At 39.7% G+C, this 23,513-nt stretch carries 19 protein-coding genes; all 19 read left to right on the forward strand.

What is annotated here, in order from left to right; translation table 11 throughout:
• Position 1: 1 nt before the first annotated feature.
• Positions 2 to 2,173 (forward strand): Tex family protein, encoded by a 2,172-nt coding sequence (locus tag ACYSNO_RS00540; protein WP_461729109.1) that lies wholly within the window; start codon positions 2 to 4, stop codon positions 2,171 to 2,173.
• Positions 2,174 to 2,302: 129 nt separating this feature from the next.
• Positions 2,303 to 3,640, forward strand: a complete 1,338-nt coding sequence (murC, locus tag ACYSNO_RS00545) for a UDP-N-acetylmuramate--L-alanine ligase (RefSeq protein ID WP_461729110.1) — start codon at positions 2,303 to 2,305, stop codon at positions 3,638 to 3,640.
• A 144-nt stretch (positions 3,641 to 3,784) separates the two neighbouring features.
• Positions 3,785 to 4,465 carry a Bax inhibitor-1/YccA family protein gene (locus ACYSNO_RS00550; RefSeq protein ID WP_461729111.1) on the forward strand — a complete coding sequence of 227 codons (681 nt, stop codon included), beginning with the start codon at positions 3,785 to 3,787 and terminating at the stop codon, positions 4,463 to 4,465.
• 266 nt (positions 4,466 to 4,731) lie between these two features.
• The gene (polA, locus tag ACYSNO_RS00555) at positions 4,732 to 7,371 is read left to right on the forward strand and encodes a DNA polymerase I (RefSeq protein WP_461729112.1); all 2,640 of its coding nucleotides are present in this window, start codon (positions 4,732 to 4,734) and stop codon (positions 7,369 to 7,371) included.
• A 15-nt stretch (positions 7,372 to 7,386) separates the two neighbouring features.
• Positions 7,387 to 8,229, forward strand: a complete 843-nt coding sequence (gene mutM, locus ACYSNO_RS00560) for a DNA-formamidopyrimidine glycosylase (protein WP_461729113.1) — start codon at positions 7,387 to 7,389, stop codon at positions 8,227 to 8,229.
• A complete protein-coding gene (gene coaE, locus ACYSNO_RS00565; protein WP_461729114.1) occupies positions 8,229 to 8,834 on the forward strand; it encodes a dephospho-CoA kinase in 606 nt (201 codons plus the stop codon). The genes mutM and coaE overlap by 1 nt, the downstream gene beginning before the upstream one ends.
• Positions 8,835 to 9,002: 168 nt before the next feature.
• Positions 9,003 to 9,470 (forward strand): transcriptional regulator NrdR, encoded by a 468-nt coding sequence (gene nrdR, locus ACYSNO_RS00570; RefSeq protein WP_461729115.1) that lies wholly within the window; start codon positions 9,003 to 9,005, stop codon positions 9,468 to 9,470.
• A 17-nt stretch (positions 9,471 to 9,487) separates the two neighbouring features.
• Positions 9,488 to 10,888: a replication initiation and membrane attachment family protein gene (locus ACYSNO_RS00575; RefSeq protein WP_461729116.1), complete on the forward strand. Its 1,401-nt coding sequence runs from the start codon at positions 9,488 to 9,490 to the stop codon at positions 10,886 to 10,888.
• A complete protein-coding gene (gene dnaI / locus ACYSNO_RS00580) occupies positions 10,888 to 11,817 on the forward strand; it encodes a primosomal protein DnaI (RefSeq protein WP_461729117.1) in 930 nt (309 codons plus the stop codon). The genes ACYSNO_RS00575 and dnaI overlap by 1 nt, the downstream gene beginning before the upstream one ends.
• 38 nt (positions 11,818 to 11,855) lie before the next feature.
• A complete protein-coding gene (locus ACYSNO_RS00585) occupies positions 11,856 to 12,266 on the forward strand; it encodes a hypothetical protein (RefSeq protein WP_461729118.1) in 411 nt (136 codons plus the stop codon).
• Between the two features lie 155 nt (positions 12,267 to 12,421).
• Entirely contained in the window at positions 12,422 to 13,120 is a 699-nt protein-coding gene (locus tag ACYSNO_RS00590; protein ID WP_461729119.1) for a tRNA (adenine(22)-N(1))-methyltransferase, read from the forward strand.
• Positions 13,120 to 14,238, forward strand: a complete 1,119-nt coding sequence (locus tag ACYSNO_RS00595; RefSeq protein ID WP_461729120.1) for a Nif3-like dinuclear metal center hexameric protein — start codon at positions 13,120 to 13,122, stop codon at positions 14,236 to 14,238. Before ACYSNO_RS00590 ends, ACYSNO_RS00595 begins: the two co-directional genes overlap by 1 nt.
• A 12-nt stretch (positions 14,239 to 14,250) precedes the next feature.
• A complete protein-coding gene (gene pepT / locus ACYSNO_RS00600; RefSeq protein ID WP_461729121.1) occupies positions 14,251 to 15,486 on the forward strand; it encodes a peptidase T in 1,236 nt (411 codons plus the stop codon).
• Between the two features lie 113 nt (positions 15,487 to 15,599).
• Entirely contained in the window at positions 15,600 to 16,625 is a 1,026-nt protein-coding gene (locus ACYSNO_RS00605; RefSeq protein WP_461729122.1) for a lysylphosphatidylglycerol synthase transmembrane domain-containing protein, read from the forward strand.
• A 172-nt stretch (positions 16,626 to 16,797) separates the two neighbouring features.
• Positions 16,798 to 19,401 (forward strand): ATP-dependent chaperone ClpB, encoded by a 2,604-nt coding sequence (gene clpB, locus ACYSNO_RS00610; RefSeq protein ID WP_461729123.1) that lies wholly within the window; start codon positions 16,798 to 16,800, stop codon positions 19,399 to 19,401.
• Positions 19,402 to 19,776: 375 nt separating this feature from the next.
• Positions 19,777 to 20,610, forward strand: coding sequence for an ABC transporter permease (locus ACYSNO_RS00615; protein WP_461729124.1), 834 nt, complete (start codon positions 19,777 to 19,779; stop codon positions 20,608 to 20,610).
• Positions 20,603 to 21,382 (forward strand): ABC transporter permease, encoded by a 780-nt coding sequence (locus tag ACYSNO_RS00620; RefSeq protein ID WP_461729125.1) that lies wholly within the window; start codon positions 20,603 to 20,605, stop codon positions 21,380 to 21,382. The genes ACYSNO_RS00615 and ACYSNO_RS00620 overlap by 8 nt, the downstream gene beginning before the upstream one ends.
• 11 nt (positions 21,383 to 21,393) lie before the next feature.
• Positions 21,394 to 22,425, forward strand: a complete 1,032-nt coding sequence (locus ACYSNO_RS00625) for an ABC transporter ATP-binding protein (RefSeq protein ID WP_461729126.1) — start codon at positions 21,394 to 21,396, stop codon at positions 22,423 to 22,425.
• Between the two features lie 8 nt (positions 22,426 to 22,433).
• On the forward strand, positions 22,434 to 23,513 hold the full coding sequence (locus tag ACYSNO_RS00630; protein WP_461729127.1) for an ABC transporter substrate-binding protein: 1,080 nt from the start codon (positions 22,434 to 22,436) through the stop codon (positions 23,511 to 23,513).

Consider the following 23,513-nt stretch of genomic DNA (forward strand, 5'->3'; position numbering starts at 1 on the left):
TATGGCGACAGTAACTGTTGATCCAATTATTGAATTAGTAGCAAAGGAATTACCCCAGTATCATCTTGCCCAAATCACGAAGGTTTTGGGATTATTAAAAGAGGGCAATACCGTGCCTTTTATTGCTCGTTATCGCAAAGAAATGACGAATGCGCTCGATGAAGTACAAATTCGTGAAATTGAAGAGCGCTATCAATACTTAGAAAACTTGGAAAAAAGAAAAGAAGAAGTTCTAAGAATAATTGATGAGCAAGGAAAATTAACCAAAGAGCTAGCAGCAAGTATTAAAAAAGCCAGTAAATTACAAGAAATCGAAGACTTATACCGTCCCTACAAGCAAAAGAGACGGACAAAAGCAACGATTGCCAAAGAACGAGGACTGGAGCCTTTAGCGAATTGGTTAATGACTTTTCCAACAGAGAAAATCCAAAACGAGTTAGAAAAATTCATTACAGAAGATTTGCCGACCACAGAGGAAGTACTCGCTGGTGTGCATGAAATTTTGGCGGAACAAATAAGTGATTCGGCTCAGTTCCGTACGTGGATTCGTGAGTATACCTTTAAAAAAGGTCATTATGTGAGTGAAGTCAAAGATGCGGAAAAAGACGAGAAGAAAGTCTATGAAATGTATTATGATTTTTCTGAACCTATTACAAAAATGGTGTCTCACCGTATTTTAGCAACCAATCGCGGGGAAAAAGAAGGTATTTTAAAAATACGTTTCGCTATAGATGAAACCTTGATTGAGAAATACTTCCATCGCCAATTGGTAAAAAATGAAGCGTCTGAAACAGCAGCTTTAGTGGTTGCTGCTTATCAAGATGCCTACAAACGCTTTATTGCACCTTCTGTGGAACGAGAAATTCGTCATTCATTAACGGAAGAAGCTGATGAACAAGCCATTGCTATCTTTGGTGAAAATTTGCGTCATTTATTGTTACAATCCCCTTTAAAAGGGAAGATTGTTTTAGGTTTTGACCCAGCCTATCGTACAGGTTGTAAGTTAGCGGTGATGGATGATACAGGGAAATTGCTTAATACAACGGTTATCTACCCACATGCTTCTTCAGAAAAACGTCATAAAGAATCGCAAGAAATCTTTATCCAATTGTTAGAAAAATACAAGGTGGATATGGTGGCAATTGGCAATGGGACAGCAAGTCGTGAGTCCGAGCTTTTTGTAGCAGAACAATTAAAGAAAATCAAACGTGAAATTTTCTTTGTAATCGTTAATGAGGCAGGCGCTTCGGTTTATTCTGCCAGTGATGTGGCTCGCCAAGAGTTCCCACAGTTGCAAGTCGAGGAGCGTAGTGCGATTAGTATCGGTCGTCGTTTGCAAGACCCTTTAGCAGAATTGGTGAAAATTGAACCAAAAGCCGTTGGTGTCGGTCAGTATCAACATGATGTTGCACAAAAACGCTTGAATGAACAATTAGATTTTGTGGTTGAAACCGTGGTAAACCAAGTGGGTGTCGATGTCAATACAGCGAGTCCGCAATTATTGGTTCACGTGGCAGGGTTAAATAAAACAACTGCGCAAAATATTTTTGCTTACCGTGAAGAAAATGGGGCCTTCGTTCAAAGAAATCAGTTGAAAAAAGTTCCACGCTTAGGTCCAAAAGCCTATGAACAAGCGATTGGTTTTTTACGTATTCCTGGTGGGAAAAACATTTTAGATAATACAGGGATTCACCCGGAGAGTTACGCGGTGACTAATGATATTTTAGAAAAGACGGGAATTGGTTTAAAAGATTTAGGGAAAGAAACCACGAATGAGAAATTAAGAACGCTAAATCCGAAAACACTCGCGCAAGAAACAGGTGTTGGCGAGGAAACCATCAGGGATATTATTAGTGCCTTACTTCAACCGGGGCGTGATATGCGTGATTCAATGCCAGCTCCCTTATTAAGAACGGATGTCTTATCGATGGAAGACTTGCAAGTTGGAATGGAATTAAAAGGAACAATTCGTAACGTCATTGATTTTGGGGCTTTTGTTGATATTGGCGTGAAGCAAGATGGTCTGGTTCATTTATCAAAATTGAGCCAACGTTTCGTGAAACATCCAAAAGATGTCGTTGCGGTTGGTGATATTGTGACGGTTTGGGTGGATAAGGTCGACATAGCCAAAGGGCGTATTAGTTTAACGATGCTTGCGCCAAAAAAAGAGTAAAGAAAAGCTTTTTCACTGGTATGATTTTAGCAAATTGATTGCTATTTCAATCGGTTTGTTAGATAATCATTATCGTTCATAGAAAAAATTGTCAAGAATGAAATGCCTGGAAAAGAGGAAGTAAATCAAATGTTTAATCATGAAAATACAACGTATCATTTTATAGGAATTAAAGGCTCTGGCATGAGCGCGCTCGCTCTTGTTTTACATGGGAAGGGGTTCAATGTTCAAGGATCAGATGTAGAAGAATACCTTTTTACACAGCGTGAGTTAGAACAAGCAGGCATTCCTTTACGACCCTTTACGGCTGAAAATATCACTGAAGGCTTAACCATTATTGCCGGAAATGCGTTTCCTGATAGCCATGAAGAAATTGTGCGAGCACGTGAATGCGGCTTAGAAGTCATCCGTTACCACGACTTTTTAGGTCAGTTGACGCAAAATTATACAAGTATCGCCGTCACAGGTTCTCATGGGAAAACAAGTACCACAGGGTTATTGGCTCATGTGTTGTCTGGGATTCGCCCAACGAGTTATTTGATTGGTGATGGGACTGGTCGTGGGATCGAAGACGCCGAATTTTTTGCTTTTGAAGCTTGTGAATATCGTCGTCACTTCTTAGCTTATTCTCCTGATTATGCAGTCATGTTAAATATCGACTTCGACCATCCGGATTATTATAAGAGCATTGAAGATGTATATTCTGCCTTTCACGCAATGGCGAAAAAGGTGAAAAAAGGGATTGTAGCTTTTGGTGATGACGCTTATCTACGTCAGTTAACAGTCGATGTTCCTGTCTATTATTATGGTGTGGAAGACAACGACGATTTTCAAGGGAAAAATATTCAACGCACAACAAAGGGTTCAGCTTTTGATGTGTATTTCCGTGGAGAAAAGATTGGTCATTTTGTATCACCCGCTTTTGGCCAACACAATATTAATAATGCGCTAAGTGTGATTGCCATTTGTTACTTAGAGGGCCTCCCAATGGAAGAAGTGGCACGTGAAATGTTGACTTTTAAAGGGGTTAAACGCCGCTTTAGTGAAAAAGCGATGGCCGATATGATTATCGTCGATGACTATGCCCATCACCCAGCAGAAATTATTGCGACAATTGATGGTGCACGTCAGAAGTATCCAAACAAAGAAATTATCGCCGTGTTTCAACCGCATACCTTTACACGTACCATTGCTTTAATGGATGAATTTAGTGCAGCCCTTGATTTAGCGGATCATGTCTATCTCTGTGATATCTTTGGTTCGGCGCGTGAAACGCAAGGCTCCGTGAAAATTGAAGATTTAAGTAATAAAATCAGCAAAGGTGGACAAGTTATTCAAGAAGAGAATGTTTCGCCTTTACTGGAACATCAAGACGCAGTCATGATTTTTATGGGGGCCGGGGACGTTCAAAAGTTTGAAAGAGCATATGAAAACCTATTGGGTACAGTAACCAGAAACGTTTTATAAGAAAGCAATCGAGAGAAGGAGCAAAAAATCATTGTTCTTTCTCTCTTTTTTCAAGTTTTCTTCCTTGCACTTTTAAATGAGTTTGATAAAATAATAGATAATATCTATCGAAAGGATAGATGATTTAAGAAAGTGAGGAAACAAATGAATTCAACAGCAATTGAAACAAAAGGATTAAATCAGTTTTACGGGAAAGTTTACGGAATTTTCAGTTTAGGTTTAGCGATTACCGCAATTTCTGCTTATTTATCTATGAATTTCTTTTTTGAAGAAGTGATTCGCTTTGTAATCAACTTCCCATTAGGAATGACCGGAATTTGGCTCATTCAAATTGGACTTGTCGTCTTGCTAAGTGCCAAAGCGAAAAACAATCCATCGTTAACAATCGCGGGCTTTGTTGTCTATTCCTTATTAATGGGGTTGCTCTTATCCATTACACTCGCAGCCTACTCTTCAGCAGACGTCGCAGTGGCCTTTGTAGTAGCAGCAGGTACCTTTGTTGGGATGTCAATTTATGGTATTACAACGAAACGTGATTTATCAGGGATGGGTCGTGCAGCAATTGGATTATTATGGGGCGTGATTATCGCGACTTTAATTAATTTGTTTTTAGCAAGTAGCGCCGTGAACTATTTCTTATCATATGTGACGGTCATTATCTTTGTAGGCTTAACGGCTTATGACAATCAACGCATTCGTAGTGTTTATTACGGAACGCAAGGACAAGACAACACAGGTTTTGCAGCATTCATGGCCTTACAGTTGTATTTAAACTTTATCAACTTATTCTTATCAATCTTAAGAATCTTTGGTGGTAGAGACTAAGCGGAATCATAAAAAACTGACGATTGAAAGAATCAAATTTCAATCATCAGTTTTTTTATCATTTGCACTCGTTAAAAAATGCTTAAATAAAAGAATCCAGCGAAAAAAATGTATCGAAGCGCTTCATTCAATCGATAGGTAAGAAATCTCGCACGCGTGATTCTTTTTTCTTTCCTTTGCAAGGGTCCAACTGTAGTCTTTTTAATGCTTAAATGCCTTTTCTTTGTTAGAATAAGTAAGGACGAAACAAGAAGGAGTTTAATTCAATGAAAAACAAATTACTTTTAATTGATGGCAATAGTGTTGCTTTCCGTGCATTTTTTGCCCTACACAATTCGCTGAGCCGTTTTAAAAATAACAATGGCTTGCATACAAATGCCATCTATGCCTTTCATACAATGTTTGATAACGTGATGGCAAAAGAAAAACCAACCCATGTGTTAGTCGCTTTTGATGCAGGAAAAACAACCTTCCGCCATGAGTGGTATGATGCTTACAAAGAGGGGCGTTCAAAAACACCAGGTGAATTTAAAGAACAAATGCCTTATATTCGTGAGTTGATTAATGCCTTAGGCGTTCAATACTATGAACTAGATAACTATGAAGCCGACGATATTATTGGAACCTTGGCAACTCAAGTCGATAAAGACCTCTTTGATGTGGTGATTTTAACAGGTGACCGTGACTTGACGCAACTGGCAACCGAGCATGTGACGGTAGATATTACGGTGAAAGGGGTCAGCGAACTTGATTCATATACTCCTGCTTTTATTGCTGAAAAATACGACGGCCTCACACCGAGTCAAATCATTGATATGAAGGGGTTAGCCGGAGATGCTTCTGATAACATCCCTGGAGTGACAAAAATTGGTGAAAAAACAGCGATCAAGTTGTTAAAAGAATATGGTTCGGTTGAAGGCATCTATGAAAATATCGAAAGCATGAAGAAAAGTAAAATGAAAGAGAACTTAATCAATGACAAAGAACAAGCTTTTCTTTCGAAAAAACTGGCAACAATCAAGGTGGATTCGCCAATTGATGTGCAGATTGATCATTTAAAATATGAAGGAAAAGATTTCGAAAAACTCGTTCCTTTTTATAAAGAAATGAACTTTAATACGTTTTTAGAAAAGTTAAATCTTGTCGAAGAAATGGAAGTGTTTGAAGCGATTCATTTTGAAGTGGTTGATACAGTCACTGAAGAAATGTTTCCACAAGATGCAGCACTTTATCTCGAGATGCTAGGGGATAATTACCATGTCATCGATTCGATTGCGATTGCTTGGGGTACAAGCGAGAAAGTCTATGTATCGACGAAAATGTCGTTGTTAGAAGATCCAATCATGAAGAAATGGTTGGAAGATGAAACAATGAAAAAAGAAGTTTACGATGCCAAGCGCACCATTGTCTCTCTTGCTAAGTATGGTACACGATTAAAAGGCGTAAGTTTTGATATGTTGCTTGGCGCATATTTACTGGATACCAATGACCTAGGTACTGATATGGCCGCAGTGGCACAACATTATGGCTATACAGAAATTCAGTCCGATGTGACCATTTACGGAAAAGGTGCCAAGATTGCAGTGCCTGAAGAGGCTATCTTATTTGAGCATTTAGCAAGAAAAATTAAAGCCATTAAAACGCTAACCCCCCAATTAAAAGAACTGCTTGTTGAAAAAGATCAAGCGAAACTCTTCAATGAAATGGAATTGCCTTTATCCGAGGTCCTTGCAGAAATGGAAATTACTGGAATTAAAGTAGACAGTGAACGTTTAAATCAAATGCGCGTGGAATTTTCAGAACGTTTAAAAGAAATTGAAGCGAAAATCTTTGAACTGGCAGGAGAAACGTTTAATCTCAATTCTCCTAAACAACTAGGCGTGATTCTTTTTGAAAAAATGGGTCTGCCCGTGATTAAGAAGACGAAAACAGGCTATTCTACGGCCGTCGATGTGTTAGAACAGTTAAGAGAACAAGCCCCGATAGTGGAGGATATTTTAGTTTATCGTCAGATTTCAAAAATTCAATCGACTTATATTGAAGGGTTATTAAAAATGATTCAAACAGACGGACGAGTGCATACGCGTTATGTGCAGACGTTAACGCAAACCGGTCGATTAAGTTCCGTGGATCCAAACCTCCAAAACATTCCGATACGTTTAGAAGAGGGGCGGAAAATTCGAGAAGCATTTGTACCGGGGAAAGAAGATTGGTTGATTTATTCTTCGGACTACTCGCAAATTGAATTACGTGTTTTAGCCCATATTTCGGATGATGAGCACTTAAAGCAAGCCTTTGTTGAAGGACAAGATATCCATACAAGCACTGCGATGCGTGTTTTTGGGATTGAAAAAGCAGAAGAAGTCACCAGTAATATGCGTCGTCAAGCAAAAGCAGTGAATTTTGGTATTGTTTATGGAATTTCTGATTACGGCTTGTCTCAAAATCTTGGTATTTCTCGTAAAGAAGCACAAAATTATATTGATACTTATTTCGAACGTTATCCTGGAGTGAAAACCTTCATGGAAACCATCGTTCGTGAGGCCAAAGAAAAAGGCTATGTAGAGACGCTTTTCCATCGTCGTCGTTATTTACCAGATATCAATTCACGGAACTTTAATCTTCGTTCCTTTGCGGAAAGAACTGCGATTAATTCGCCGATTCAAGGAAGTGCTGCAGATATTATTAAAATTGCCATGATTCAACTAGCGCGTCGTCTAAAAGAAGAAAAACTAAGTGCGAAAATGCTCTTACAAGTGCATGATGAATTGGTTTTTGAGGTTCCTGAAAAAGAATTACAGCAATTAGACGCGCTTGTCAAAGAAGTGATGGAACAAGCTGTCCAACTCCATGTACCATTAGTAACGGACAGTAGTTGGGGAAAAACATGGTATGGAGCAAAATAAAGGGAGTGTTGTTTAATGCCGGAATTACCAGAAGTTGAAACGGTCCGCAAAGGCTTAGAGCGGCTAGTTGTAGGTCAAAAAATACATGCAGTGGAAGTTTTTTGGCCGCGAATTATTGAAAGTCCAACAGTGCCAGAATTTCAAGAGGCTTTAGTGGGGCAAGAAATCCTAGCCATTGCGCGCCGCGGGAAGTTCCTAATTTTGAAATTAACCGATTTTGACTTGGTTTCGCATTTGAGAATGGAAGGCAAGTATGAGTATTTCTCAAAAAATGAGTCCACGCATCGAGAAAAGCATACCCATGTTGTTTTTCAGATGGTCGACGGAAGTGAGTTACAATATCATGACGTACGAAAATTTGGTCGGATGGCCTTGGTGCCCAAAAACCAAAGTTCTGAGTATAAGGGGATCAAACAGCTTGGTCCTGAGCCACTGACCAAAGATTTTCAATTACTGCCATTTCAATTCGCATTACAAAAGAAAACAATGGCCATCAAGCCGCTGTTGTTAAATCAAAAAGTGGTGGTCGGTTTAGGCAATATCTACGTAGATGAAGCGCTGTGGTTTGCCAAGATTCATCCTGAACGCCCTGCAAACACGCTAATAAAAGAAGAAGTGGCGTTACTGTATGAAGGCATTGTTTTTGTCTTGGGAAAGGCGGTTGAAGCGGGAGGAACGACGATTCGCTCTTACGCCAATGCCCTGGGCGAAGCAGGGACTTTTCAAGTGGCATTAAACGTTTATGGACAAACAGGTGCGCCTTGTCCAAATTGTCACACGCCGATTGAAAAAATCAAGGTCGCGCAAAGAGGTACCCATTTTTGTCCCAAGTGTCAAGTGCGAAAAGAGGGAATGTGATGGCAGTTGTTTTAGGTGTGACTGGTGGGATTGCAACTGGAAAAAGCACGGCAGTCGGGGTGTTTTCTTCCTACGGCTTTCCTGTAGTTGATGGGGATCTCATCGCACGGGCTATTGTAGAACCTGGGCGACCGGCTTTAGCGGCGATTGTCCAACAGTTTGGCCCGCAAATTCTTCTAGCAGATGGTGCGCTTGATCGCCAAGCCTTAGGTCGTTTGATTTTTTCGCAACCAAGCCAACGCAAAAGACTCGATCATTTGCTGGAACCTTTTTTACGCCAGGCGATTTACCAAGCAATCGAAGCCGCAAAACAAACCGCGCCCCTAGTGATTGCGGATATCCCCTTACTTTATGAAGGGGGCTATCAATCCATGGTCGATCAAGTGGCCGTTGTTTATCTGCCTCAAACGCTTCAAATCGAACGCTTGATGACACGCGACCAATTGACTAAAGAAGAAGCTTGGCAGAGAATTGAGAGCCAAATGTCAATTGAAGAAAAAAAGCAGCAGGCAGATATCCTTTTTGATAATCAAGGAAGCATTGATTCTTTAAAAGCACAAATTACTTCCTGGCTAAAGGCACAAAAATATCTCTTGCAGGAGTGAAATCGTAAGTCTCGTTATTCTCTTTATGCCAGATAGAACTTAAAAAACAGTAAAACTCTAGAAAATCTAGAGTTTTTTTGTGATTATATAGCAGTTATCGAAAGAAATCATGTTATAATATACTTAAAATAGAAACATTTAAATGAAAAAGAAAAATGAGGTGGGAAAATGCAATGTCCAAAATGTCACCACAGCAGTTCAAAAGTTGTTGATAGTCGTCAAGCAGATGATGGGCGGACGATTCGTCGTCGTCGAGAATGCGAAAATTGTGGGTTCCGATTTACCACTTTTGAACGAATAGAAGAAACGCCTTTACTAGTGATTAAGAAAAATGGTACCCGAGAAGAATTTAACCGAGAAAAAGTTTTACGTGGACTTGTACGTTCAGCGGAAAAACGTCCAGTAACGATGGAGCAGATGGAGCGAATTGTGGATCAAGTGGAACGAAAAATTCGTGAATCAGGGGAAAGTGAAATCCCAACACAATTAATCGGTGAGTATGTGATGGAGTATTTAGTGGATCTTGATGAAATCGCGTATATTCGCTTTGCAAGTGTCTATCGTCAATTTAAAGATATGTCTGTTTTCTTAAAAGAATTACAGGATATCGTGGAAAAAGCAAAAGAAAAAGAATAGAAGAAGGAGGGGTTTTAATGGATAGTACTTGGGAAAAAATCACGCCAAATACTATTTATCAAGTGTTTAAAGCCCTGCCACTTACACAAGAAGGAAAAGACGGGCTCCTTTATTTATACCAACCGATTATTGGCGCTCAAGCTTTGGCGCTCTACTTGCATTTTATTGGAGATGAAAGCGACCGACAAGAAAATGAATTTATTCATCTGGATTGTTTGAATGCTTTAAATGTCGGGCTCCCCGCTTTTTTGGAAGCACGCAAACGTTTAGAAGGAATGGGTTTGCTAACCGTTTATGAAAAAGAAGAGGCTGAATTCGGGAAGATCTATCTTTATCAATTAGAAGAACCGCTTGCTCCTAAAGCATTCATGGAAGATGTGACCTATAGTTTTTTATTGACACAAGCGGTAGGGGAGCGGAAGTTTAAACAACTAGCCGCGCGCTTTCGTCCGAAAACGAGAGACGTTTCAGCCTATCGTGAAGTTACAGCGAATTTTACGACTGTTTATGGCAATCTTGACCTGAACTTATTTTCAGTTGCTTCAAAACAATTAGAAAAGACAGCGCAAGAATATGCAGCTCCTAAAGCAGCACGTTTAAAAGTAGCTACAGAAAGTCTGGACTGGCACTTTTTAATGGCCTTAGCGAGTAAAAAGTTTATTGTCAAAGAAAATTTTACGGAGGCGTTTAAGACACAATTAAGTGTCTACGCCAATTTGTATGGTTACACTGAATTAGAATTGGTTGATGATGTTTTAGCGCAAGTCGTTGCGCTAGATACGGGGTTGATTGACCCGAAAAAGTTAAAACAATTTGTTGAACGAAAACACCAAACCAGATTCCAAGATTCAAGTGTGAAAGCAAAAAATCACGAAGCAGAAGAACAACGTTACGCGCTGTTACGTCAGACGGGGTATTCAGAAAAAGATGTCGCTTTGATTCGGACAAGCGAAACGACGGCGCCATTTGATTTCTTAGAAGCGATTAAAACAGAGAAGAATAGTTACGTGACGGACAGTGAAAAATGGCTATTAAAATCACTCGTTGAACGGAGCCCCTTACCGAATGCGGTAATTAATATCTTGCTTCACTACGTGTTAGTGATTCAAAAAAACAGTACCTTACAAACGAATTTTGTCCACTCAATTGCGACAAATTGGTCTGAAAAAGGCTTCCAAAGTCCAGAAACAGCCATTCAATACGTACGTGAATATGTCAGGGAATCAAAAGAAAAACAAGCCGTTCGAGAACAGGCGAAAACCAATCGGAAAACGAGTTATTCCAAAGCACCGATTCGAAAAGAAGCCTTACCCGATTGGGTGACCAAACCGAAAGTCGTAGAAGAAAATCCTGAAAAACAAGCAGAATTGAATCGCCGACTAGCGGCCTATCTAAAACGTAAAGAAGGTGAAAAATAATGGAAAATGTGGGGAAAGAATTAAATCGCATGCTGGACCAACGCAATTATCGTATGCGTTTTGAAGAGATGATGGCAGAAGTCTTATCCAATCCTGAAGTGAAACAATTCATTGCTGAAAACAGTGATTACTTAACAGAAACCGATATTGAAAAAAGTTATGCAAAACTCTATGAATTTGTACAAGAGAAGCGGAAATTTGAAGCGCAAGACAAAAACATGATTGCGCCCGGCTATGAACCCCAACTCGTTTTGAATTATCATTCCATTGATGTGACGTATGTTCCTACGCAAGATTTATTGGCTCGACGCCATCAAGAAGAAGTTCGAAATCGCATTCGAGCAGTGAACATGCCAAAAGATATCCAAGAGGCTCGAATCAGTCATTACGATCATACTCCGGGTCGGGTGGCCGCTTTTATGGAAAGTCTTGATTTTATCGAAGAATTTGTCAGAGACCCGAAGAGTTTTCACAAAGGCTTGTATCTTGTGGGAAGCTTTGGTATCGGAAAAACCTATCTACTTGGAGCGATTGCACGCGATTTAGCCGAAGCTGGTTATTCGACCACACTCTTGCATTTTCCAACTTTTGCCGTCGAAATGAAACAAGCAATTGGGAAAGATTTGGTAGGCGAAAAATTAAATGCCATCAAAAATGCGCCAATTCTAATGTTAGATGACATCGGAGCCGATGCGATGAGTAGTTGGATTCGAGATGAAGTGTTCGGGGTCATTTTACAGCATCGAATGCAAGAGCAATTGCCAACGTTCTTTACTTCGAATTTTTCAATGCTCGAACTAGAGCAGCACTTGTCTGTTACGCAAAGAGGCGAGGAAGAGCCGTTAAAGGCGAAAAGAATTATGGAGCGTATTCGCTATTTAACAAAAGAAGTTGAAATGATTGGCGAAAATCGACGGAATCAAGGATAGTTTGAAGTTCAAAAAAATGAAACGAGGAGGAGCGACAAATGAAAAAAATCTTTCAAGTAAGTATCTTAGTCTTTGCAGTGAGCCTTTTAGGGGCTTGCTCAACATCAAAGGAAACGAAATCGGATGCGTCGACAACACCGATTTCGACAACAGAAGAAGAGGTGAGGACGATTTTTACAGCGACGGTTGAATTGGTTACGAATTTGGACGACAAAAATGAAACGACACAAATTTTATTAAAAGATGTCCAGTCAGTGGAAGATCCAGATGAAGTGACTCCTTCCTTTCAAGAGGGAGTGGCATTGAACGTCTCTCCTGAACTCCTAGATTTTGACGTAAAAGAAGGCGACCAGGTGAAAGTGACCTTAGACCGTTTAGCAATCATGACGATGTCTATCCCGCCACAAATTCCAGGAAATTCAATTATAGCAGTGGAACAAGTCAAATAAACCATTGAAAAGTTGCATGGATAAAAAATCAAGGGGTTCTTTTTTAAGAAATAGAAGATTTTGGCTATGCCACTCAATCACATTATGTCAGTCGAAGGGACCGTGACAATTGTCATCGTCCTTTCTTATCATTTTATTTTGGAGGTTGTTCTTTCGTGAATGAACAAGTGTTATCATCAAGGTTAATGGAAGTTGGAAAGTACGTCCCTCAAGGTGCTCGTTTAGCAGACATTGGATCGGATCATGCCTATTTACCGACTTATTTAATGCTGAAAGAAAAAATTTCGTTTGCCGTAGCAGGTGAAGTGGTGCGAGGTCCCTATGAATCCGCTAAAAAACAAGTAGCGAAAAATCGATTGGAGGACAAGCTTGTTGTTCGTTTAGCAGATGGACTCGCAGCTGTTCGACCGGAAGATCAAATTGATGCGATTACAATTGCCGGTATGGGTGGTGCCCTGATTCGGACGATTTTAGAAAATGGCAAAACGCAAGGGCAATTAACTGGGAAGGAAGTATTAATCTTGCAACCCAATGTCGGAGAAGCAACTTTACGTCGTTGGCTAGTTGAAAATCAATATGCGATTGTTCACGAAGAAATTTTAGAAGAGAACCATAAAATTTATGAAATTATAGTTGCGCAATTAAGCGAAAATGTTTCATATACCGCACAAGAATTATTTTTTGGACCAAAGTTATTACAAGACCGTCAGCCGATTTTTTTAAAAAAATGGCAAAAGGAACTCGCGAGTAAAGAACGTGTGTTACGCGAATTAATGAAGGCGCAAGAAGTGCCCTTGGAAAAGGTAGAGGAAGTGAAAGAACAACTATCTTGGATAAGGGAGGTAATTGCTTAATGGTTTGTGGTTTGGAATTGATTCGAACATTTGAAAATTTCTGTCCACTTTGGTTAGCAGAAGAAGGTGATCCAGTCGGGTTACATATTGGTGATCTTCATCGCGAGATTCAGCGCGTGATGGTGACTCTGGATGTCCGTCCGGAAGTCGTTGCAGAAGCAATTGAAAAAAAAGTGGACTTAATTATTGCGAAACATCCACCGATTTTTCGACCAATCAAGCGACTGACTCCAGACAATCCGCAAAATAAGATGTATTTGGATTTGGTTAAACATGAAATTGCCGTCTATGCGGCACACACAAACATGGATATTATGGAAGACGGCTTAAATGATTGGTTTTGTGAGGCACTCGGAATTGAAGTGGACAATTACGTGACGCAAACCCATGCGGTGTCATGGAAAAAATTAGTAGTTTATACCCCAGTGGAACATGGTCAAACAATGCGTCAAGCGCTAGGTGATGCAGGAGCAGGGGAGCAAGGTGCCTATCATCATACGAGTTATACAATGACAGGCATCGGTCGCTTTACGCCAACAGCAGCTGCCAACCCGGCGATTGGTCGAGCAGATCAAGAAGAAGAGGTGATGGAAGAACGAATTGAAGTTATCTATCTTGAAACACTAGAAGCCCAAATCTTGCAAGCAATGCGTGCCGCTCATCCCTATGAAGAGCCGGCTTATGACATTCTACCACTTACAAACCCACCTAAGACGTATGGCCTTGGCCGAATTGGTCAACTAGAGGAAGCTATCTCAGTTGAGACCCTCGTCCAAAAAGTGAAACAGGCCTTCTCTTTAGATTCTTTGCGGTTAATCGAACCTCTTCATGCAAGCAAGAAAGTCCAACGAATTGCGATTTGCGGTGGTTCTGGAGAGAAGTTTTATCCGGATGCCTTAAAGCAAGGGGCAGATGTTTTTATAACAGGCGATGTTTACTATCATACTGCACATGATATGCAAGCAGCTGGTTTAACCGTGATTGACCCAGGTCATCACATCGAAGTACTTTGTATAACGAAATTAGTTGAGAAAATGGAAAGTTGGAAACAAACACGAGGATGGACGGTTGATATTATCGCTTCGACGACGAGTACCAATCCTTTCCAATCGAAATAAGGAGCTAAGAAAATGACAAAATATGAAAATTTATTACCGCGTTTTTTGCGCTACGTGAAAATTGAAACACAATCCGATCCGACCAGCACAACGATTCCTTCAACAGAGTCTCAAATTGAATTTGCCTTAATTTTAAAAGAAGAACTTGAAGCACTCGGTATGAGTGATGTGAAGTACAACACGAAAAATGGCTTTGTGATGGCGACTTTACCATCGAATGTTGAGAAAGAAGTACCTTCAATTGGCTTTATTGCTCACTTAGATACTGCTGATTTTAATGCGAAGAATGTGAAGCCACAAATCATTGAAAACTATGATGGACAATCGGTGATTCCATTAGATAAAGAAGGAAAATATACATTAAATGTCAAAGATTTCCCTAATCTAAAAAACTATCAAGGGCAAACGCTAATCACGACGGATGGTTCAACCTTACTGGGCGCAGATGATAAATCAGGAATTGCTGAGATTATGACAGCGATGGAAATTTTATTAGCACACCCTGAAATCAAACATGGAACAATTAAAGTGGCTTTTGGACCAGATGAAGAAATTGGCGTTGGGGCTAACCATTTTGATGTCGAAGAATTTGGCGTTGATTTTGCCTATACAATGGATGGCGGGCCGGTAGGGGAGCTACAATATGAAACCTTTAACGCTGCACAAGCCGATATTACCATTTATGGAAAAAACGTGCATCCAGGTACCGCAAAGGACACGTTAATCAATGCGGTTTTATTAGGTATTGAGTTTAATGAATCACTACCTGCAGATGAAGTTCCCGAAAAAACAGAAGGTTCAGAAGGATTCTTCCATCTCATGAGCTTTGAAGGCAATCCAGAAGAAGCGCGCTTATCGATCATTATTCGTGACCATGACCGTGAAAAATTTGAAGCACGTAAGCAACTCGTGCAAGACATTCAAGCAAAAATCAATGCACGTTTTGAAGAAGCGCGTGTACAAATGCGCTTGGAAGATAATTACTACAATATGAAAGAAATTATCGAAAAAGACATGAGCATTGTTGAATTAGCTAAAAATGCGATGTTAGCACTCGGGATTACTCCAATCATTGAACCCGTTCGAGGTGGAACAGACGGATCGAAAATTTCCTTTATGGGAATCCCAACACCAAATATTTTTGCAGGTGGGGAAAATATGCACGGTCGTTTTGAATTTGTGGCATTAGAATCAATGGAAAAAGCGACAGAAATCATTGTGAAAATTGCGGAATTAAACGCACAATAAAACTGAAAGAAAAAACTCTCGGTGATTTGATAAGAATCGAGAGTTTTTTCAGTATTTCTACTTGAAAAGTGGTATGATACGAGGGAGTCTATGGAAGTTGGTGAGATAAAGAGATGTCTGTTTTAAAAGAAAAAAATAAGAACTTACTGAAGGTGCTTGCAAAAGGCTGTCTATTAGTTGGTTTACTTGGTATTTTAGGTTATTACTTGCGTGCTTCATTTGGAGACATTTTTACTGAATTAGGTCAAACAAGTCCTTGGTTATTTTTATCTTTGATTGTTTTAGGTTTTTTTTATCAATACCTCGAGGGGAAAATGGTCAAGGGCACCATCAAACCTTTTTCAAAAACATTCACAACTTTTGATGGGGCGATGGCAGCTGCTTATTCCGCTTTCTATCGTGTCGTTACATTTGGTGCTGGCACAATTTTTGCAGAAATTAATTTTTATCATCGAAAAAAATTAACGATTTCTGAGAGTGTGGGCGCGGCAATTTTGCGCTTTATTTTGTTTAAAGTGTCTTCACTAAGTGTTGCACTCATCGCTTTGGTGTATAGTTTCAACGACCTCTACCAATTATCCCCTAAATTTGTTTGGGTGCTGATTATTTGTATCTTCATTAATGCCGGTTTGTCTGGAATTTTACTTTCAGCGGCTTTGAGTTTGCCTTTACAAGTTGGCGTCGTTACTTTGTGCCATCGTCTAATAAAAAAAGAAAAATATCGCGCGCTTGTGGATCGAGGAAATATTCAAATCAATGCCTTGAGACGGATGTTACATAAAATCATGGCAAGTCGTAGGGTCTTATTTGAAATTTATTTTTGGAGTATTGCGAAAGCACTTATTTGGTTTATCATTCCTTACGTTTGTCTCGTGGATAATCATCCGGACTTGCATCCGCTTTTGGCGGTTGCCTTAATCAGCTTTGTTACGGTCATTTCAGGAGTGATTCCAACGCCTGCAGGAATAGGCTCCTTTGAATTTGTTTACTTGATCATGTTCCGCCCCCTTGTCGGAACGGTGGATGCGGCATCTTCTCTTTTACTGTATCGTTTTACTACTTTTTTAATGCCTTTTTTGATAGGCCTTTTGTACGTCGTTGCAACGAGCCGTTTGTTTCGCCAGAAAGAAAGTGAATAATTTCAGATTTGTTAGATGAAAAAAAGGTTGTGAAGCATTCACAGCCTCTTTTTTTTGTCGGCAAAAAGGTCAAAAATACCGCATAAGAGAAAATGGTTTTTATTTGACCAAGATTGACCAAGGGAGTACAATTAAGAGTGAAGTGAAAGCTTCAAGATGGGAGGAACAAAGAATGAATATTGAGAAAATGACGACCACGTTACAAAGCGCCTTATCCGAAGCACAACAGGTTGCAATCACTCGTCACCATCAAGAAATTGATATTGTCCATCTATGGAAAATCTTTTTGCAACCCAATCAATTTGCTCGAAATTTTTATACCGATGCAGGAGTCAATGTTGCTGCTTTTGAAAGGGAGATTGATCTAGAACTTGATCGCCGTCCAAGCGTTTCAGGAGGAAATGTTCAATATGGGCAAGCGATGAGTCAAAATTTATTTCAACTATTTAATGAAGCAGAACAATTAAAAAATACGTTTGAAGATGAGTTTCTATCAACAGAAATTGTTTTACTTGCTTTAATGAAATTAAAAAATTACGTGTTAACCAAATACTTAAAACAACAAGGAATCACTGAAAAAGAATTACGTCAAAATATTGAAGAAATTCGAGGAGGCGATCGTGTGACTTCCCAAAATCAAGAAGAAAACTATGAGGCACTTGAAAAATATGGTGTCGATTTGGTTCAAATGGTGAAAAACGGAAAAATGGACCCAATTATTGGACGGGACGAAGAAATTCGAGATGTCATTCGGATTTTAACTAGAAAAACGAAAAATAATCCCGTTTTAATCGGAGAACCAGGGGTCGGTAAAACGGCGATTGTCGAAGGCTTGGCTCAGCGGATTGTTCGTAAGGATGTCCCAGAAAACTTAAAAGACAAAACGATTTTTTCACTCGATATGGGCGCACTCATTGCAGGAGCTAAGTTCCGTGGAGAGTTTGAAGAACGCTTAAAAGCGGTATTACAAGAAGTAAAAAAATCAGATGGCCGAATTATTTTATTTATTGACGAAATTCATACGATTGTTGGGGCCGGAAAAACAGAAGGCAGCATGGATGCTGGAAACATTTTGAAACCAATGCTTGCTCGAGGAGAACTCCATACCATCGGTGCGACAACATTGGATGAATATCGAGAATACATGGAGACGGATAAGGCCTTAGAGCGTCGTTTTCAAAAAGTCTTGGTAAAAGAGCCTACGGTTGAAGATACGATTTCCATTTTACGTGGATTAAAAGAACGTTTTGAAATTCACCATGGAGTAAATATCCATGATAATGCACTTGTTGCTGCTGCAGTTTTATCCGATCGTTATATTACGGATCGCTTTTTACCAGATAAGGCAATCGACTTAATGGATGAAGCTTCAGCGACCATACGAGTAGAAATGAACTCCATGCCGACAGAACTTGACCAAGTGACTCGCCGCTTAATGCAACTTGAAATTGAAGAAGCAGCCTTGAAAAAAGAATCGGATGATGCATCGAAAAAAAGATTGGGTATTTTACAAGAAGAATTGGCGGAACTTCGCGAAGAAGCCAATCAAATGAAAATGCAATGGGAAACAGAAAAAGAAGAAGTAAATGCCTTGTCAAATAAACGTTCGGAGATTGATCAAGCCAAACACGAACTAGAAAATGCCGAGAGTAACTATGATTTAGAAAGAGCAGCTGTTTTACGTCATGGAACGATTCCACAACTCGAAAAGGAATTAAAAGAACTTGAAGCTAAAAATGATGCGGCTCAAGGAAAGATGGTTCAAGAGGCGGTAACAGAAAATGAAATTGCAGTGGTCGTAGGGCGTTTAACTGGCATTCCAGTGACAAAACTGGTGGAAGGGGAACGCGAAAAACTCTTGAAACTCAACGAAACCCTTCACCAACGAGTAATTGGTCAAGAAGAAGCGGTCAATGCAGTGAGCGATGCAGTCATTCGTTCACGAGCAGGGTTGCAAGACCCGAATCGACCACTTGGTTCCTTCTTATTCTTAGGGCCTACAGGAGTCGGGAAAACAGAACTCGCCAAAGCCTTAGCTGAAAACTTATTTGATGCGGAAAATCATATGGTCCGAATTGATATGAGTGAATACATGGAAAAACATGCCGTTTCTCGTTTAGTGGGTGCCCCTCCAGGCTATATCGGTTACGAAGAAGGCGGTCAATTGACAGAAGCGGTTCGTCGGAATCCGTATACGATCGTTTTACTGGATGAAATTGAGAAGGCGCACCCAGATGTTTTTAACCTTTTATTACAAGTATTAGACGACGGTCGCTTAACGGATTCCAAAGGACGTGTCGTTGACTTTAAAAATACGGTGCTAATTATGACTAGTAACATTGGTTCACAAACCTTACTTTCAGGTGTAACGGCAGAAGGGCATATTCCAGAAGAGGTACAAGAACAAGTGCTGAATGCTTTACGTGGCCATTTTAAACCAGAATTTCTCAACCGAATTGACGATACCATTTTATTTACGCCGTTAAGCTTAGAAAATGTCAAAGGGATTGTTGACAAGATTATTGCACACTTAGCAAAACGTTTAGCCCACCAAGAAATTGACTTAATGATTTCTGATGAAGCGAAAACCTGGTTAGCGGAAAATTCATATGAACCTGCATATGGCGCACGTCCACTTCGTCGTTTTATTACAAAAGAGGTTGAAACCCCTCTGGCTAGAGAAATTGTTTCTGGCCGTGTAATGCCTAAAACAAAAGTAGTGATTGATTTGTTGAATGATCATTTAGTTTTTAGAAACGAAAAAGTGACGGAATAAAGGATTTTTTTGCTTGGATGCTAGCATAAGAATAGGAACAGAATGAAAAACGAAGGAATGCAGAGGAGGACTCATGCTTTCTTCGTTTTTTGTATCTTTGTATTTAAGCAGCCAAGTACTTTCCTAGTCTTTTTCTAAATCACTTGCTATACTCAGGTTAGTAAGAAAGAAAGGTGTAATGGTGTTTATCGTTATGAAGAAAAGAAAGCGGATACTCGAACGGTAGATTGGAAAAAACTGATTTATAACAATGATTATTCGTTATAAAGCGAACGTTCGGTGTTTTTTCAGGAATTATTTTTCATGTTTTGTTGAATTTGTCAGAGCCAGAGACTATACTATCAATTGTGTCAAAAACGAACAAGGAGTGTACTCATGAAAAGAAATATACCGTATTTGATTCTAACACCTGGCATCATTCTGTTAGTTTTTTTCTTAATGATCCCTTTGGTTACGAATATTTTTCCAACATTTTTACCCATAAATGGGGGGATTGGAAATTACATTGACTTTTTCCAAGATGACTATAATCGAGGCATCTTTTGGCGAACCATTCGTATTTCAAGTATTGTTACAATTGTCTCACTCTTTTTAGGGATTCCGACTGCTTACTTTATTGCGGGATTACAAAAAAAATGGCGTGGGATTTTAATGGCGATGACCTTGTTTCCCTTATTAACCAATTCGGTGATTCGAAGCTTTGCTTGGATTAACATTTTAGGGAAAAATGGCGTCATTAATAATGCCCTAATGAGTCTTGGATTGATTGAACAACCACTAGGCCTTTTATATACCGAATTTGCCATCATTATTGGCTCCGTTTATCTTTTCTTGCCAACTATGATTATGACTTTGGTCGGTGTCATGGAAAATATTGAGGGGGAAATGCTTGAGGCAGCAGAAACCCTAGGGGCACCACCTTTAAAAGCGTTTCTCAAAATTGTCTTGCCCTTGTCGATTCCGGGTGCCATTGTTGGGAGCATTTTAGTTTTTACTGGGACATTGACCGCCTATACAACGCCATTGTTACTCGGTGGAAATCAAAAAATGTTGCTCTCAACCTTCTTATATCAGAAAGCTTCAACACTTGGTGATTGGAATGGCGTCTCCGTTTTAGCTTTTATTATGATTCTTGTCACCCTCGTTGTCATGCAAGGCTTGAACTTTATTTCGAAAAAAATGGATCGGAGAGAAATAGATCATGCGTAAACAAAAACTCATGAGTGTCATTGCAATTTTCGTTTTTGCTTTCTTGTTTTTACCTTTAATCTTAATTGTCGTAACTTCTTTTGGTACAGCTGCTGCGATTCAATTTCCTATTAAAGGCTTTACTTTCGATTGGTACGCCAATGCTTTAAGCTTGAGTACAATGATGGATAGCTTTAAATTAAGTTTAACGGTGGGGATTTTAGCAACCGTTTTGGCATTGCTTGTTGGTGTGCCTGCCTCATACGCGCTCGCACGTTACTCGGTAAAAGGAAATCAGATGATTAAAAGTTTCTTTTTATCGCCAACTGTGATCCCAGGAATTGTTGTTGGTTATACTTTATTTCAGTTTATTGTGGTCGCGCTAGGTTTACCGGTGTTTCAAGGATTATTAATCGGTCACTTTTTGATTAGCCTACCTTATATCATTCGTGTAGTAGGCTCAAGTATGGATCAGTTGGATTATTCAATGGAGGAAGCTGCTTGGACGTTAGGTTGCACTCGGTTTCGTGCATTTATAAAAATTGTCTTACCCAATGTTTCATCGGGGATTTTTGCAGCTTTTATGCTTGCATTTGTCAATTCTTTTAATAATGTACCGGTTTCCATGTTCTTATCAGGACCAGGAGTCACGATGTTACCAACAAATTTACTAAGTTACATGGAATACAACTATGACCCGACCGTATCGGCCATTTCAGTCATGCTAATGTTACTAACGATGGGCTTGATGTATTTAATTGAAAAAACACTAGGTTTAGCAGCGATTGCGTAAAGGAGAAAAAAATGTCATTTGTCGAATTAAAAGATATCCGTGTCAGTTATGATGGGAAAACGAATATATTAGAAGAATTAAATCTTTCAATGGAAAAAGGTGAACTTGTCTCATTGTTAGGACCAAGTGGTTGTGGAAAGACGACAACCTTACGAGTCATTGCAGGTTTAATCGAGCCACGAGAAGGAGAATTCTTACTCGAACAGGAGGCCTTAACAAAGGTGCCAGTTCACAAACGAAACTTTGGTATGGTTTTTCAAAGTTATGCCCTCTTTCCGCATATGACGATTGCTGAAAATGTGGCTTTTGGCTTGAAACTTCGTAAAGAGAAAAAAGAAGTCATTGAAACCAAAGTAGCTGAAATGTTGGCAATTTGTGGGCTAGAAAATTTTGGTGCGCGTTATCCCAAACAGTTGTCCGGTGGGCAGCGTCAACGGGTTGCGTTGGCACGCGCCTTGGTAATCGAACCAAAACTCTTGTTACTAGATGAGCCCTTATCAAACTTGGATGCCAAATTACGCGTAGCGATGCGCATCGAAATTAAACGCCTCCAACAAAAGCTAGGAATTACGACCGTGTTTGTCACCCATGACCAAGAAGAGTGCTTTTCGATTTCTGATAAAGTCGCGATTATGAATGCAGGAGTCATCGAACAATACGATACACCAGAGCAAATTTATCGTTTACCAATTTCAAAATTCGTGGCACAATTTATTGGCTTTGAAAACTTCTTTTCTGTGAAACGTAACGGGCAAGGACAGTTAGTGACTGCGAATGGGATTGAGATTCATTCGAGTATTTCACAATTAACAGTTGCTGAAGGGACGGCAACCATTCGTCCAGAAGACATTGTGATTGAAAAAGAAGGTCAACTCCGAGGAAAAGTACTTGTTCGTACGTTCCTAGGGAAAAGCCATCAATATGAAGTTGAAACAGAATTAGGGAAATTCTTAGTGAATGGGAATGACCAGCAATTCTTTGAAGTCGGCGAATCGTTAGGCTTAGTTTTCCCAGCTGAAAAAGTCGTATTATTAGAAAGGTGAGAATATTTATGAAGAAAAAATACTTAACAGGTTTATTATTGATCACAGCTTTGACATTAGGTGCTTGTGGGAATAGTGAAGCACCAGGAGGTTCAGGAAATAGTGGATCAGATAAGGCGAAAGGCAGTAAGAATTTAGTCGTTTCCACTTTTGGATTAAGTGAAGATATTGTTCGTGAAGACATTATGGTTCCTTTTGAAAAAGAAGAAGAGGCAAAAATAACCTTAGAATTAGGGAATAGTGCCGATCGTTTTACGAAATTAAAAAACAATCCTAAAGCGGGGATTGATATTATTGAGTTGGCACAAAACCATTCAACTGAGGGGAATCAAGAAGACTTATTCCTAACCATTACAGAAGCAGAAGTACCAAATTTAGCTCAATTAACCGACAGTGCCAAAGCAGTTTTTGAAAGTGGCGCAGGGGTGCCAATTGCTGTGAATAGTATCGGTATTGTTTATGATCAATCAAAAGTAGGCTATGAAATTACTTCTTGGGATGACTTATGGAATGAAGATTTAAAAGGTCAAATCTCTATTCCAGATATTACAGTCACTGCCGGGCCACTGATGTTGCACGTGGCAAGTGATTATGCTGGACAAGAGATTGCAGTCGATCAAGGAGCCAAAGCCTTTGAGGCACTAAAAGCGTTAAAACCAAATGTCGTTAAAACTTATTCGAAATCTTCAGATTTAGCTAATATGTTCCAATCAGGGGAAATTAGCGTAGCGGTTGTCGCCGATTTTGCTGTTGATATTATTAAAGGTGCAACCGAGGCAGTGACGTATATGGTTCCAGAAAGCGGAACGTACGCGAATTTTAATACGGTGAATATTCCAGCAACCACGGAAAACAAAGACTTAGCTTATGCTTTTGTTAACTACCGCATTAGTGCAGAATCACAAAAAGTTAAAGCTCTCTCGTTAAATGAAGGCCCCGTGAATCAAGAGGTCGTCCTTTCAGAAGCTGAAATTGGGGAGAAAACCTATGGTGCTGTGGCCGACCGCGCAAAACCAGTTGATTTTGCAATGATCAATGAAAATATGGCAAATTGGGTCGATCAATGGAATCGCACAATGAACAACTAA

This window comes from Enterococcus sp. LJL98 (assembly GCF_054871745.1).